Origin of the sequence: Morganella morganii, assembly GCF_019243775.1 — a bacterium.
In the GTDB taxonomy this organism is placed as follows: Bacteria; Pseudomonadota; Gammaproteobacteria; order Enterobacterales; family Enterobacteriaceae; genus Morganella; species Morganella morganii.
In genome coordinates this window covers 2,194,479-2,208,421 of record NZ_CP069157.1, presented here as the reverse complement: position 1 = coordinate 2,208,421, position 13,943 = coordinate 2,194,479, and the positions used below count along the sequence as shown (strand labels likewise).

Sequence of the window (13,943 nt, the reverse complement as noted above, 5' to 3'; positions counted from 1 at the left end):
GATTTTTATATGTCTGATACTGATGTAAAAATGACGCCTGCAACGAAATAAACCATTTCCGTTCTGTCCTGTCAATCTTTAATGGCGGGGACAGCATACCGGAAGTGACAGACCGGTATACTGCGTCCGGTTTGCCCGGCATTTTATAACTGAACAGTATGCGGCTGCTTACTTATTCTTGTTGAAATAAGATGAAAACGGAATCGCATAACCGTCAGTTGAAAGGATCCGATCATGCTGTTTATCCGGTTCCGCAATCGACTGGTCTAATGAATAACCAAGCAGTTCAGATAAAATATATTTGTTCATTAATCCGCTGATCCAGCCATCCTGATTGCGGTATTTTTCAATAAATTCACAGCCATAAGACGGATTCCCTGATTTATATAAAAACGGAATCAGGAATTGATCCGCGCCTTTGGAAAAACCGTGGCCTTTACCGACAATTTCTCCGTGATCGGAGGTGTAGATGAAAATATAGTCATCGGTTACTGATTCAACTTCATCATAAAGACGGCCAATCACATTATCGGTGTGACGAATGGTCAGATCATAGTCACCGGCGTCATTCAGCTGCTGCTTTTCTGTTTCTGTATAATTTGTATAAGGCATGTGGTTGCCCCATAAATGCAGAATAATAAATTTGTATTCATCTGGCTCGGCCAGCGCCTGCTTTAATAACTCAGGCAGTTTCATGTCATTGTTTTCTTCCACAATAACAGTATTATTCCGCCGGGCAAGATAGCCATATTTTGAACCGTTAACGCCGACCAGAGACTGAGCGCCCAGCCAGTAAGTTTTGTATCCCTGATCCTGTGCTATTTCAATAACCGATTTCTGACGGAATAAATTTTCTTCGCTTTCCGGTGTGTAAAATGAAAGTGACAATGAAATGGAATCCCGTGTTATCGGGGAGGATGAATGCACTTTGTCTGTCACGCAGGCCTTGTCACCCTGAAAAATGCGTTCCATTTCCGGTGTTGTTTCTTTGGAATACCCGTAGATATGATATCTGGACGGAGATGATGATTCTCCGATGATAAAGATGATGAGTTTATTCTGTGGTTTTCCGGCAGACGCCAGCACCCGGTTTGGTTTCCGGTCAGGATAATTCTCCGTATACTTGTCATGGCTGAGAGCAACGGAGGAAACATACATAATATTTCCGGCGACAACAGGAAATTTCTCGCGGAGATACGTCCCCAGTTCATAAGGGTCTTCGCTGAAATTAATGGATAAATTACGGTATTCCGGGATGACTTCACGGAGCAGGGAAATCATCAGAAAGCCGAAAATGAACACCGGTGATAATGTAAACCAGCGGGGAAGGCGGAGTCTTTTTCTCCGGAAGCAGATAAAAATTAATACGCTTATGCACAGGGCAGGCAATATGATGGAATATAAATAGTGCCCCAGCATCAGTGTTGCTTCAGAATTATTTGTTTCCAGTGCTGAATAGAGAACACCGGCAGAAATTCGTTCGTGGAATTCGGTGAAATAACCGACTTCCAGTGAAAAAATCAGTGTAATAATAAATCCTGCAACGGCAGGCAGCCAGTGTTTACAGTTCAGAAGAATAATGGTGCATAAAACCAAAAACAGGGTGGCTAAATGCGGGCCGGTTGAATCACGCTGATACAAGAATGTATTGGTGAGATAACTCAACAGTATGGCAGCGACAAATAACAGCGGGTATTTATATTTTTTCAGCATCAGGTCAAAGATCAATATTCTGAATAGGATTAAGTTTTTTCAGCACTAAATGCTAAAGGATATTTGGCGGGAATACAATGGCTGTAAGAATAGTGTTCTTCATATTTTATTAATCAAATAATTCATTATTAAAATCTTCCATAAGAAATTTATGTTGTCAGTATCATAAAGGGAAGTTATTGATGTTTTTTTATATCACCCGGCTGGATTAGAACAGTTTAAAGTGTTATAGCGAAACTGGTCATTAAACTTATTCCTGCTGCAAAAAGGCTAAATTCAGGTTGTTTTCCCGGAAATTATCGCCGATCCTTTCTGCTATCACGCACTGACGCCGGCCGGAATACGGGCTATTCAGTCAGGGCAGCCAACCGAAGGAGGTATTATGTGGAATATACACCCGACACGCAGCCGCTATGCATTACTGGCTCAGTATCTGTCGCCGCTGGATGCCAGGATTGAAGCCGGATTGCTGGAATCCGAAGGGATTGAGGTGATGCTGCTGGATGAAAATATTGTCTGGAATAACCAGATGTATGCTCAGGCTGTCGGCGGTGTGAAGCTGCTGGTTAATCAGGACGAGTTAACCAGAGCACAGGAGATTCTGGCGGATTATCATCACGGAGATTTCGGAATTAATGAGGAAGGGGAACCGGCGGCAGCGGATCCGGAACCGGTGACTGAAAACAGTACAGAAGATTATGTCAATATAGGGTTTGTGTTTCTTATTTTTCTGACGCTCGGCCTCGCTATTCCATTTAAAGCGCTGCATCATCGTTTTAAAGAGAAAGCAAAATAATGTCCGGATGACGGGAAACCCGCCATCCGGCAGAAACATCAGTGGTCGACAAACACAAACTTCAGCACAAACAGCAGGGCAACCAGAATCACACACGGATTCAGCTCTTTCCAGCGCCCGGTCCCCAGCTTCATCACAGAGTAAGAGATAAAACCAAGCGCAATACCGTCTGTGATGGAGAAACTGAACGGCATCATAATCGCGGTGATAAAGGCCGGTACTGCATCAGTCAGGTCATTCCAGTTGACCCGTGCCAGGCTCGATGTCATCAGCACCCCGACATAAATCAGCGCACCGGCGACCGCATAGGCAGGCACCATTCCGGCCAGCGGGGAGAGGAAAATCACCAGCAGGAACAGGATCCCGACCACCACGGCGGTCAGCCCTGTCCGGCCGCCGACAGAAACCCCCGAGGTACTTTCAATATACGCGGTGACAGATGATGTGCCGATAAAGCCGCCGATCACGGAGCTGACACTATCCACATACAAGGCTTTCTGCATATTCGGGAATTTACCGTCTTTATCTGCCAGCCCGGCTTTATCGGTTACCCCGATAAGGGTACCTGATGAGTCAAACAGGTTAACCAGCATAAACGAGAAAATAATCCCTGACAGCCCGATATTAAAGGCACCGGCCACATCCACTTTGCCCAGCACGCTGGTAACATCCGGCGGCATGGAGAAAACACCGTTGTAGGTGACATCCCCCAGCCCCCAGCCAATCAGCGTGGTGACCACAATGGAGATCAGCACCGCTGCGTGAATACGGCGGGAGGCCAGAATGGTGATAATAAAAAAGCCCAGTGCGCCGAGCCAGACGGAATGGGAGGTCAGATCTCCCATGGAAACCAGCGTGGCCGGATTCGCCACAACCAGGCCGATATTTTTCAGCCCCATCATAGCGATAAACAGCCCGATACCACTGGTGATCCCCACCCGCAGACTCAGCGGGATATTGGCTATCATCCAGTAGCGGATGCGGAAGACCGTCAGCAGCAGCATGCCGAGTGCACCCCAGAAGATAGCCCCCATCCCTATTTGCCAGGAGTAACCCATGGCGCTGACCACACCGAAAGCAAAAAAGGCGTTCAGCCCCATTGCCGGTGCCAGTGCGACCGGCAGATTTGCCAGACAACCCATCAGAATACAGCCGAATGCCGCAATCAGACAGGTGGTGACGAAGACAGCCTGTGTATCCATCCCGGCAGCGCCGAGGATTTGCGGGTTAACAAAAATGATATACACCATAGTAAGAAAGGTGGTTATACCGGCGATAACTTCGGTTCGTGCCGTGGTACCGTGTGCCTGTAAACGGAATAAACGTCCCAGTACACCTGTTTCCCGGATGGTTTCCGGTGTTTGACTATCCATTTTATGCTCCTGTCTCCCGGGGAAAAGATAACTGGTCTGATAAATGCATAATCAATGCCAGCATCGTAATGACATTCCGTGAGAAACCGTAATCATCCGGTTGTGCCGCAATAATTTGTAACAGTTGCGGCGGGGATCACCTTTATTCCGGTACACCTCACAGGACAGAGAGAACACCGCGAATTCACATTATCAATGTGAGAGAAAAACAGGGGGCAGTGATGAACAGTGAGAAAAATAAGCGCACCTGCACGCGCAGCCGCGAAGAAATGACAACACTCCTCGCCGTGGCCCGCAGTGAGGCACCGGCGGATTATCGTATTGATAATGTCCGGATTCTGGATCTGATTAACGGTGGTGAATTTCCGGGCCCGGTGGTGATAAGCGGAAATGCGATTGCCGGTGTCGGTACGGTGTATAAGGATGCACCGGCGCATCAGGTTATCGACGGTAAAAATGCGGTGGTCGTACCCGGATTTATTGACGCACATCTGCATATTGAATCCAGCATGATGACCCCGGTCACCTTTGAGAGTGCCACGCTGCCGCTGGGAGTCACGACCATTGTGTGTGATCCGCATGAAATCGTGAACGTCATGGGAGAAGAGGGGATTGAGTGGTTTCTGCGCTGCGCGGAACAGGCACAGCAGAATCAGTTTGTTCAGGTGAGTTCCTGTGTGCCGGCATTACCGGGCAGTGATGTGAACGGCGCAGATTTCCCGCTGGCAGAGATGCTGAAATACAAGGATCATCCCCATGTGCCGGGACTGGCGGAGATGATGAATTTCCCGGCGGTGATTGCCGGTGAGGCGGAAACGCTGGATAAACTGGATGCATTCCGCGGTATGACGCTGGATGGTCACTGCCCGATGGTCACCGGGAAAGACCTCAACGGCTATATTGCCGGGGGGATTGAAAACTGCCACGAATCGCACCGTTATGAGGAAGGGCTGGAAAAACTGGCGCTGGGAATGGCGCTGATGATCCGCGAAGGGTCGGCGGCACGGAATCTGGATGCGCTGGCACCGCTTATCACGGCGATGAGCAGCCCGCAGTGTCTGTTATGCACTGATGACCGCAATCCCTGGGAAATCATTCACGAGGGGCATATGAATGCGCTGGTGTATCGTCTGATTAACCAGCATCAGATTCCGGTACATATTGCTTACCGTGTTGCCAGCTGGTCCGCGGCCCGGCATTTCGGGCTGAAAAACCTCGGGCTGGTGGCGCCGGGGAAACAGGCGGACCTGGTTCTGCTGCGGGATGAGAAAACGGTCGATATTCAGGCGGTTATGTGCGGCGGCCGCTGGGTGGATAAAGCGGCGCTGCTGCGTGAGCGGGAGGCTAAACAGGCAGCATCACGTCCGCCAATGCAGAATACTGTCCGCCGTCAGGCCGTGACAGCGCAGTCTCTTGCTTTTGTGCCGGTTGCCGGTCATGAATACCGCGCGATCAGTGTGATCCCGAATGAGCTGATCACCTGTGAGCAGCGGGTCAGCTGGGACGGACTCCGCTATGACCGTGATAATATCTGCTCGCTTGCGGTGATTGAGCGCTATGGCCGCCAGACACCACCGGCAACCGCATTGCTGCACAATTTCGGTCTGACGCGCGGGGCCCTGGCGTCAACGGTCAGCCACGACAGCCATAATATTGTTGTCGCCGGTATTGATCCGATGGATATGGCGCTGGCGGTGAATCAGCTGATTGCCGGTGGCGGCGGGATGTGTGTGGTTGCGGACGGCCGGGTGCTGAGCCATGCGACACTGCCGATTGCCGGGCTGATGAGTGATAAAACGGCGGATGAAATCGCCGCTGAAATTGAGTCGCTGAAAGCGGCCTGCCGCGACTGCGGGGTGATGCTGGATGAGCCGTTTATTCAGATGGCATTCCTGTCGCTGCCGGTGATCCCGACACTGAAACTCACCAGTCTCGGGTTATATGATGTGAATAAATTTGTTTTTACACACAGTGAATTAACGGCATAAACAGAAAAGGACAGGGACGTTTTGTCTCTGTCCTTAGTCACTATTCACTGCAGCAAAAACTACAGCACGCGGCTGAGAAACGCGGCGGTACGCGGGTTCTGAGGATGATTAAAAATCTGCTCCGGTGTGCCGGACTCCTGAATAATCCCCTGATCGATAAAAAAGACACGGTCTGCCACTTCGCGGGCAAAATTCATCTCATGGGTCACAATCACCATTGTCATGCCTTCATGAGCCAGGGCTTTCATCACATTCAGTACTTCACCGACCAGCTCCGGGTCGAGCGCGGAAGTCGGTTCATCAAACAGCAGCACCGTCGGATCCATCGCCAGGGCACGGGCAATAGCTACGCGCTGCTGCTGACCGCCGGATAAACTCTCCGGCCAGGCATCAATTTTGTCCGGCAGACCGACTTTTTCCAGTAACCGCTCCGCTTTAAGCAGAGCATCGGCTTTTTTCAGTCCGGACACCATCAGCGGCGCCATGGTAATGTTATCCAGCACCGTCATATGCGGAAACAGATTGAAGCGCTGGAATACCATACCGGTATGTTCGCGCATTTTGTTCAGATCTGTTTTCGGATCACACACATCGGTGCCGTTTACCACAATCTCACCGGAATCCGGGCGTTCCAGAGCATTCAGGCAGCGCAGAAAGGTGCTTTTTCCGGAGCCGGACGGCCCTATCACACAGACAACTTCCTGCGGACGGATATCGCAGCTGATGCCGCGCAGCACATGGGTATTGCCGAATTTTTTCTGTAAATTATTAACGTGAATCACTTCTGCTCAACCTTCTTTCGGTGTATTGAACCAGCTGCGCCAGCAGGAATGTCAGCATCCAGTAAATAACGGAGATGACCAGGTATGGCTCCCAGTAAGTAGCATATGCGCCGGATACTGTCCGCGCGGCATATGCCAGGTCGGCAAGGCCGATAGCAGAGGCCAGGGAGGAATCTTTGACAATCGCGATCGCATTGTTACCCAGCGGCGGCAGAATACGACGGAAAGCCTGCGGCAGGATCACCTTACGCATGGTTTTTCCCCAGCTCATGCCCAGTGCGCGGGAGGCTTCTGTCTGACCGCGATCGACGGACTGAATCCCGGCGCGGAAAATCTCGGAAACATACGCCCCGGCATTGAGTGTGATAGCAACAATACAGGAGAGAAATGCGCCGTATTCGGAACGCAGCATTCTGGCCGTATCAGAGGTAATAATACCGCTGGTGACCATCAGGCCGTCACGCGGGTTGATAAACAGCGGCACCAGTGCGAAGTGAACCACCATGATCTGCACAAACAGCGGCGTGCCACGAAATGCACTGACATAAAACCGCACCGGATACTGCACAAAGAACAGCAGCAGCCATTTTGCCGGGCCGCGTTCGGCACGGGCTGTCCGGCCGAGGCCGAGCGTCAGTCCCCAGAGAGTCCCCAGGATGACACAGATAATGGTACATTTTATTGTCATCAGTGCCCCGTCCATAAATAACGGAGCGTATTCTTCTATAATTTCCCAGCGGAAAGCTGACATAACATCCATCCTGAAAAAACAGATCAAACCCGCCGCAGAAGCGGGTTTTTAATCAGATAAATAATGAATTACTGCGCGGGCAGGGAAGGTACGTCGTTATCGAACCATTTCTGATAGATTTTGGCGTAAGTACCGTCGGCAATAATTTTTGCCAGACCACGGTTAATTTTTTCCTGTAATTCCGTATTACCTTTAGCGACGGCAATGCCGAAATACTGTTTTTCAAAATGATTGTCGTAAATCAGTTTAAATTTCTTGTCCGGATGGGTTTTAATATAAAACTTCACCACACCGACATCACCGACCGCCGCATCCACGCCGTCTTCATATAATTCCTGTAACAGCAGCGGAGTATTATCAAAGCGTTTGATGGCGGTGCTGGTTTTGCCGAGCACATCAGAAACCACAATATCCCCGGTGCTGGAGTTCACCACACCGACATTATATTTACTCAGTTCAGATAACGCGCTGATTGGTGAATTTTCATTCACCACAATTGCCTGTTCTGCCGGGAAATACGGGGCGGAGAAATCCACCATCTGTTTGCGTTTATCGGTGATGGTAATACCGGAAATTAAAATATCGCGATCCCCGGCGGACAGTGTGGCGAAAATACCTTCCCACGGCGTGTTGATTAATTTGACGTCAAAATCTTCGGCGGCAGCAACCGCTTTGATAATATCGATATCAAACCCTTCGAGTTGTTTTTCACTGTTTTCAAATTCAAACGGGCGATAGGTACCGCCTGCACCGACCACATAGGTTTCTTTGGCCTGGCTTACCCCGGTGAATGCTAATAATGATAAACAGCCTGCAAAGACTAATTTTTTAAACATGACAACCTCATTTTTATGCGTGATTTTTAATTAAAAATACATAAATATTCATTTAATGGCAATAACTATTTAAAAATAAGCAAGGCAGCAGCAGATGATCAGCCTGCGGAACAAAGCAGGCAGAGTCTTATACGGGAAAGTGAGCAAAACAGAGCGGATGTGGCGAAACGTGCGGAGGTATACGGTTCAGAATACACCGGCTGACATTACCGGTGTGGTGCGTCACGGGTGAACCGCATCATTCCCCAGTAGCTGTTATGTGTTTTTTCTGTCATCTGCCAGCCGGATTGTTCCAGTGCAGGGCGCAGGGCGTGATTGATAATCCGGTGCGCCATGACCAGTACAGCGCCATGTTCCTGTGCATAGTCTGAGAGGATTTGTGCGGCACATTGTGCCCGTCCGCGTACCTGTGCCACAGAGGGAACAGATTTTCCGCCACCCGCCAGCCACAGCAGCCGGAATGCGGTTACCCACCACATCGGCGGCAGTTTTACCGGCATCAGCAGTGCAGGAGAGAACAGGGGAAGTACTGCTTCATGCAGTTCATCAACAATGGCGCGGGGTGTGATCCCGAGAATGGCCAGGGATGCCGTGGTACGAAACAGCGGACTGGCTACCGGGAAATAACGGGACAATTCTTCAGCGGACAGCGATAAAGGCGGAGCGGCCGGCGGGATAATTCCGCCCGCATCATATTCCGCCAGCCAGGCACAGAGGTTGCGCAGGGCCAGCGGTGTTTTTCTGTCCGGCACCGGTTCACCGTGGCGGATCAGCAGAATTTCCTGAATCATCAGGTATAAAAATATTTCAGCACATGGAAGAAAACCGGGGCTGCGAAGCAGAGGGAATCCAGTCTGTCCATCATGCCGCCGTGACCCTCAATCATGGCACCGAAATCTTTGATCCCGCTGTCCCGCTTGATGGCGGACATACACAACCCGCCCGCGAAACCGGCCAGGCAAATCAACAGTGAGAGCAGGAATGCCGCCCACGGGCTGAACGGTGTGGCCCACCACAGTGCCATACCGACACAGCTCGCACTGAGGATCCCGCCGATAAAGCCTTCAACGGTTTTGTTCGGGCTGAGTTTCGGTACAATCGGGCGTTTGCCGAACAGTTTACCGAACACATATTGCAGCACGTCAGAAATCTGAACCACGATCATCAGAAACAGCAGCAGGTTGATATTATCCGTGAAATCCGGAATCGGCAGTACCAGCAGTGCAGGAGCATAACTGAGGCAGTAAACCGCAATCATCACACTCCACTGGATTTTTGCCATGCGCTCCAGGAAGTGGCGGGTGTCGCCGGAGAGCACCATGCGGGTCGGGATAAACAGGAACGCATAGACGGGGATAAAGACCGCCAGCAGGTTATACCACTGAACACCGACCAGCACATACTGTACCGGCAGAATGATAAAGAAGCACCAGAACAGGGCACCGTGGTCGGCGCGGTGTGTCGGCGTCAGAGTGATAAGCTCACGCAGTGCCAGCAGGGACATAAAGGCAAACAGTACCACAGAGCCGATGGGCCCGATGCTGATAGCCACCGCGGCGATAATACACATCAGCCACCAGGCACGGATACGGGCATTCAGGTTACTGATAACAGAGGTGTTTCCCTTAACATGCTTCAGGATCAGGCCGATAACCGTTGCCACCGCCAGGAACCCGAACAGCCCGCTGAAGATCCAGAATAATTCATTATCTTTCATGATGTATTGCCTCTAACGCCTGGCGGGTCCGTACTAAAAAGTCTGCTTTGCTCTCTTCTTCCCCGGCCGGTTCAACCGGAGCACCGAATGTGGCGGTGCAGATAATCGGCACAATCAGCCGTGAGCCTTTCGGCAGAACGCGGTTGAGGTTTTCCAGATAGACCGGCACCAGCACCGCATCCGGGTTATTGCGGGATAAATGCCAGAGCCCGGCTTTGAAATCCTGAATCTTTTCACCGTCGCCGCGTGTGCCTTCCGGGAACAAAATCAGGGAATCTCCGGTATCGAGAACATTCTGCATCACATCCAGCGGATTCTCCGCCGGTGTGGTCTTCTGTAGTTCATCCTCTGTTGCCGGTTCGATTTTTTTACCGCGTGCGATCAGCACCGCACCAAAAATACGTTTGGCAATATAACGGCGGAACCCGGTTTTATCCCAGTAATCCTGCGCCGCCACCGGGTGAACGCGTTTTCGCGCCGCACTGGTCAGGCAGGACCAGATCACCAGTCCGTCAAGGTGACTGGAGTGGTTAGCATAATAAATACAGGGTTTACCTTCCGGCAGCGGGGCGTTCTGCTTTGCGCGGATCCCGGTCAGAAACCGGCATACCGACACCAGCAGCGCCGGGACAATTTTTTGATCCGGCGAAAACGTTTTACGGGTCATCCTTTATTATCCTTACGTAAATCAGCCATCAGTATGCGGGTACGGCGCACGGTGGTCCAGAGTGCGCCGAGGGTAATCACCCACAGTATGATAAGAAACAGCCACTGAGCCTGATACAGCGGGAGAAAACAGGCGGCAACGGCCCCTGCGGTCAGCAGCGCCATCCGGTGCTGTTTGGCCATCGGGCCGGAAAATTTCTGCGGCTGCTCACAACTGCCGCCGAGTACCCGGACATAGGCGGTCATCACTGCCATCAGCGCCGCCGCCCAGCCGAGCTGCGGGGCATAAGCGATAAAACCGGCCAGTCCGTAACCGGCACCGATGAGGATCAGGCTGTCCGAAACGCGATCCGGCAAATCGTTAAATACGGCACCAACAGGGCTGCGCAGGCCGCCTTCGACCGCCACCATACCGTCAAGCAGATTACAGATAAGCCGTCCCTGTACTATCAGTGCGGCCAGCAAAAACAGGATGATACGAAGTGCCGTTATTTCACAGTTCAGGGCACCGTAAAAGGCAGCAGCGGCAAGTAATGCACAGACTGAACTGGCAACAGATATACCGTTCGGGGTTGCACCGCGCTGTTGCAGCAGACGGGCGGCTGAGGTCGCCCAGCGGGTCTGCCGGGCTTTAATCGGACGTCGGTCCCTGATTTCTTCTGATTCCATATCCTTTCCGTTATGTGAAAATTAATCTGTTGATAATATAAGGTTTCGTAACTTATTAATAATAGTGATGCAGCAAAATTGCCAGATATTTCTTTACGCCACGGCCGGTGAGGATAACGGCATATCTTAGCTGAAAAGCTACTAAGGAAAGCTGCCGCCCTTATGGCAGGATAGCAGTATAACCAGGCAGACTATTATTGAGGTGATTATGTCAGAACATGCACGCCGCCCTTTGCGGACAGAAACCCGGCTGACACAGAGCGGCCGTAACCCCGCATCACAGCACGGATTTGTGAATACCCCGGTATACCGCGGCTCGACGGTGGTCTTCCCGACGTATGATGCCCTGATCAACCGCCGGGCGGAATTTCATTACGGTACTGACGGAACACCGACGATCGCGGCACTGGAAAATGCCTGGAGTGAACTGACCGGTGCGGCGGGTACGGTGTTATCCCCGTCCGGGCTGGGGGCGGTGACACTGGCGCTGCTGACCACCCTGAAAAGCGGCGATCATCTGCTGATGACAGATTCCGTTTATCACCCGACCCGGCAGTTATGCGGCGGTTTGCTGGCGAAGATGGGCATTACCACCACCTATTATGATCCGCTGATCGGCGCGGGGATTGAATCGCTGATCCGCCCGGAAACAACGGTGATTTTCCTTGAGTCCCCCGGCTCCCAGACATTTGAGGTGCAGGATGTTCCGGCGATCACCGCCGTGGCGAAACGCCATCATGTGACAACCGTTATTGATAACACCTGGGCGACCCCGCTTTTTTTCCGCGCTCATGAACACGGCTGTGATATCTCCCTGGAAGCCGGTACCAAATACCCCGGAGGTCATTCGGATGTGCTGATGGGGCTGATTTCCGCCAATGCACAGTGGTGGCCGGAACTGCGCAAAACCTATGACCAGATGGCGATGCTGCCCGGTGCTGAGGATTGCTTCCTTGTGCTGCGCGGTCTGCGTACACTGCATATCCGCCTGAAAGAAGCACAGCACCGGGCGCTGAAAGTCGTTGAGTGGCTGCAATCCCGTCCGGAGATCAGCAAAGTACTGCATCCGGCCTTCCCGGAATGTCCGGGGCATGAGATCTGGAAGCGGGATTTCACCGGCTCTTCCGGTCTGTTCTCGGTGGTTCTGAATGCGAAATACACCACAGACGACCTGGCGGCGATGCTCGACGGGCTGGATATTTTCGCGATGGGCTATTCCTGGGGGGGGGATTTGAGAGCCTGATAGTGCCGTTTGACTGCAGCCGTTACCGGACGGTCACTGACTGGCAGCCGGGCGGCCTGACAGTGCGCCTGCAAATCGGACTGGAAGACACGGAGGATTTGATAGCGGATTTAACCGCCGGATTTGCACGGTTGAATGCCGCGCACTGATAAAAAACAAGCCCGGGTTTCCGGGCTTGTTTTCAGAAGAATGACATCAGATATTCGGCAGATAACCGGCGCTTTTGATGAACTCGATGGAGATCACCAGCAGGCCGAACAGGAAGATAAAGATCAGCACACCGTTTCCGCCTGCAACACGGTAAGCACCTGCTTTCGGGTTCTGCCGTACTTTCCACGCTAATAATGACGGCAGGATCAGCGCCAGGAAGGAGAGCGCCATTGCGGCATACGCCAGCGCACCGGTAAAGCTTTTGTAGTACAGGGCGCAAATCAGCGGCAGGGCAAAGGTCAGAATCCCGGTTTGTGTACGGCCGAAGGCGGAATTTTTGCGGCGGAACAGGTCTGCCAGGTAATCAAATAACCCCAGCGCCACACCCAGGAATGAGGTAGCCAGTGCCAGATCCATAAACAGGCTGACCGCGATATCCACGTATTTGTTGGCCACGGTCTCACTGAGTGCCGTCAGTAAGCCGTCAAGGCCGGATTTCTGCGCCAGAATACCAAAGAAAGTATCGGACGGGATCGCGCCGAGCGTGGCAATCTGCCACAGCAGATACGCCACCAGCGGAATGGCACTGCCGGTGAGGAAAATAAAGCGCAGCTTTTTGCTGTCGCCGTTCATGTAATTCACCAGGCTGGGTACACTGCCGTGGAAACCAAAAGAGGTAAACACCAGCGGGATAGCGGAAAGCACCAGTCCGTTCTGAATTGGCATGCTGACAAGGTTGGTCATATTCACATGCGGCATCATGACGGCGAGCATGATGATCAGGAAGATAATTTTACCGGTGAACAGGATACGGTTGATAAAATCAACCGAGTGAGTCCCGACACACACCACCAGGCCGCCGACGAGGGTGAAGATAATGGTCGCGGTACCCGGTGTAACAGATATTTGCCACCAGTTTTGCAGGCTGGCGGAGATCATTTCCCCGGCACCGCCGATATAGGCAGTGGTCAGGGCATACATCAGCAATAACATACTGAAGCCGGTCAGGAGCTGACCCGGTAATCCGAGGTATTGACGGGCGACGCTGCCTAAGCCGGTATCCGGTGAGCTGTACTGATACACTTCAACCATCAGTAAGGCGGTGTAGCTCATGATAGCCCACAGGCCGATCAGAATAACCGCAATGACCGGAAACCCGATCCCCGCAGCCGCCAGGGGCATTGCCAGCATACCGGCACCGATCGTTGTTCCCGCAACAATCAGAACACTGCCGAGTGTACGATTTTTCACCAAAACCT

General features: G+C 51.9%; 12 protein-coding genes and 1 pseudogene. 3 read left to right on the top strand and 10 right to left on the bottom strand.

Translation table 11 applies throughout. From position 1 onward, the window contains the following. Positions 1 to 168 precede the first annotated feature (168 nt). Positions 169 to 1,713: a phosphoethanolamine transferase gene (locus JL661_RS10750; protein ID WP_062772528.1), complete on the bottom strand. Its 1,545-nt coding sequence runs from the start codon at positions 1,711 to 1,713 to the stop codon at positions 169 to 171. 382 nt (positions 1,714 to 2,095) lie between these two features. Between JL661_RS10750 and JL661_RS10745 the strand changes: the two genes are divergently transcribed. Beyond that, positions 2,096 to 2,509, top strand: a complete 414-nt coding sequence (locus tag JL661_RS10745) for a putative signal transducing protein (RefSeq protein WP_024473829.1) — start codon at positions 2,096 to 2,098, stop codon at positions 2,507 to 2,509. A gap of 38 nt (positions 2,510 to 2,547) precedes the next feature. On the opposite strand, the gene JL661_RS10740 is transcribed toward JL661_RS10745, so the two are convergent. Continuing rightward, positions 2,548 to 3,882, bottom strand: coding sequence for an NCS2 family permease (locus JL661_RS10740; RefSeq protein ID WP_024473828.1), 1,335 nt, complete (start codon positions 3,880 to 3,882; stop codon positions 2,548 to 2,550). 221 nt (positions 3,883 to 4,103) lie between these two features. Here JL661_RS10740 and adeD point away from each other — a divergent pair, with 221 nt between their 5' ends. Next, entirely contained in the window at positions 4,104 to 5,870 is a 1,767-nt protein-coding gene (gene adeD, locus JL661_RS10735; protein WP_036406905.1) for an adenine deaminase, read from the top strand. 59 nt (positions 5,871 to 5,929) lie between these two features. Here adeD and JL661_RS10730 read toward each other — a convergent pair whose 3' ends face one another. From JL661_RS10730 to JL661_RS10700, 7 genes are all read right to left on the bottom strand, one after another. Beyond that, positions 5,930 to 6,652, bottom strand: coding sequence for an amino acid ABC transporter ATP-binding protein (locus tag JL661_RS10730; RefSeq protein ID WP_004240079.1), 723 nt, complete (start codon positions 6,650 to 6,652; stop codon positions 5,930 to 5,932). Continuing rightward, entirely contained in the window at positions 6,639 to 7,403 is a 765-nt protein-coding gene (locus JL661_RS10725) for an amino acid ABC transporter permease (RefSeq protein ID WP_004240080.1), read from the bottom strand. Before JL661_RS10725 ends, JL661_RS10730 begins: the two co-directional genes overlap by 14 nt. A 68-nt stretch (positions 7,404 to 7,471) precedes the next feature. Further along, positions 7,472 to 8,239: a basic amino acid ABC transporter substrate-binding protein gene (locus JL661_RS10720; protein ID WP_024473826.1), complete on the bottom strand. Its 768-nt coding sequence runs from the start codon at positions 8,237 to 8,239 to the stop codon at positions 7,472 to 7,474. A gap of 206 nt (positions 8,240 to 8,445) precedes the next feature. Beyond that, entirely contained in the window at positions 8,446 to 9,030 is a 585-nt protein-coding gene (locus JL661_RS10715; RefSeq protein WP_032098778.1) for a hypothetical protein, read from the bottom strand. Continuing rightward, the gene (locus JL661_RS10710; RefSeq protein ID WP_062772531.1) at positions 9,030 to 9,956 is read right to left on the bottom strand and encodes a phosphatidate cytidylyltransferase; all 927 of its coding nucleotides are present in this window, start codon (positions 9,954 to 9,956) and stop codon (positions 9,030 to 9,032) included. Before JL661_RS10710 ends, JL661_RS10715 begins: the two co-directional genes overlap by 1 nt. Continuing rightward, positions 9,946 to 10,623, bottom strand: coding sequence for a lysophospholipid acyltransferase family protein (locus JL661_RS10705; protein WP_024473823.1), 678 nt, complete (start codon positions 10,621 to 10,623; stop codon positions 9,946 to 9,948). Before JL661_RS10705 ends, JL661_RS10710 begins: the two co-directional genes overlap by 11 nt. Further along, positions 10,620 to 11,291, bottom strand: coding sequence for a CDP-alcohol phosphatidyltransferase family protein (locus JL661_RS10700; RefSeq protein WP_024473822.1), 672 nt, complete (start codon positions 11,289 to 11,291; stop codon positions 10,620 to 10,622). The genes JL661_RS10705 and JL661_RS10700 overlap by 4 nt, the downstream gene beginning before the upstream one ends. A gap of 208 nt (positions 11,292 to 11,499) precedes the next feature. Between JL661_RS10700 and metC the strand changes: the two are divergent. Further along, positions 11,500 to 12,683, top strand: a pseudogene (gene metC / locus JL661_RS10695) (cystathionine beta-lyase). Positions 12,684 to 12,729: 46 nt separating this feature from the next. On the opposite strand, the gene tyrP reads toward metC, so the two are convergent. Beyond that, positions 12,730 to 13,875, bottom strand: coding sequence for a tyrosine transporter TyrP (tyrP, locus tag JL661_RS10690; RefSeq protein WP_247715219.1), 1,146 nt, complete (start codon positions 13,873 to 13,875; stop codon positions 12,730 to 12,732). Positions 13,876 to 13,943: the final 68 nt, after the last annotated feature.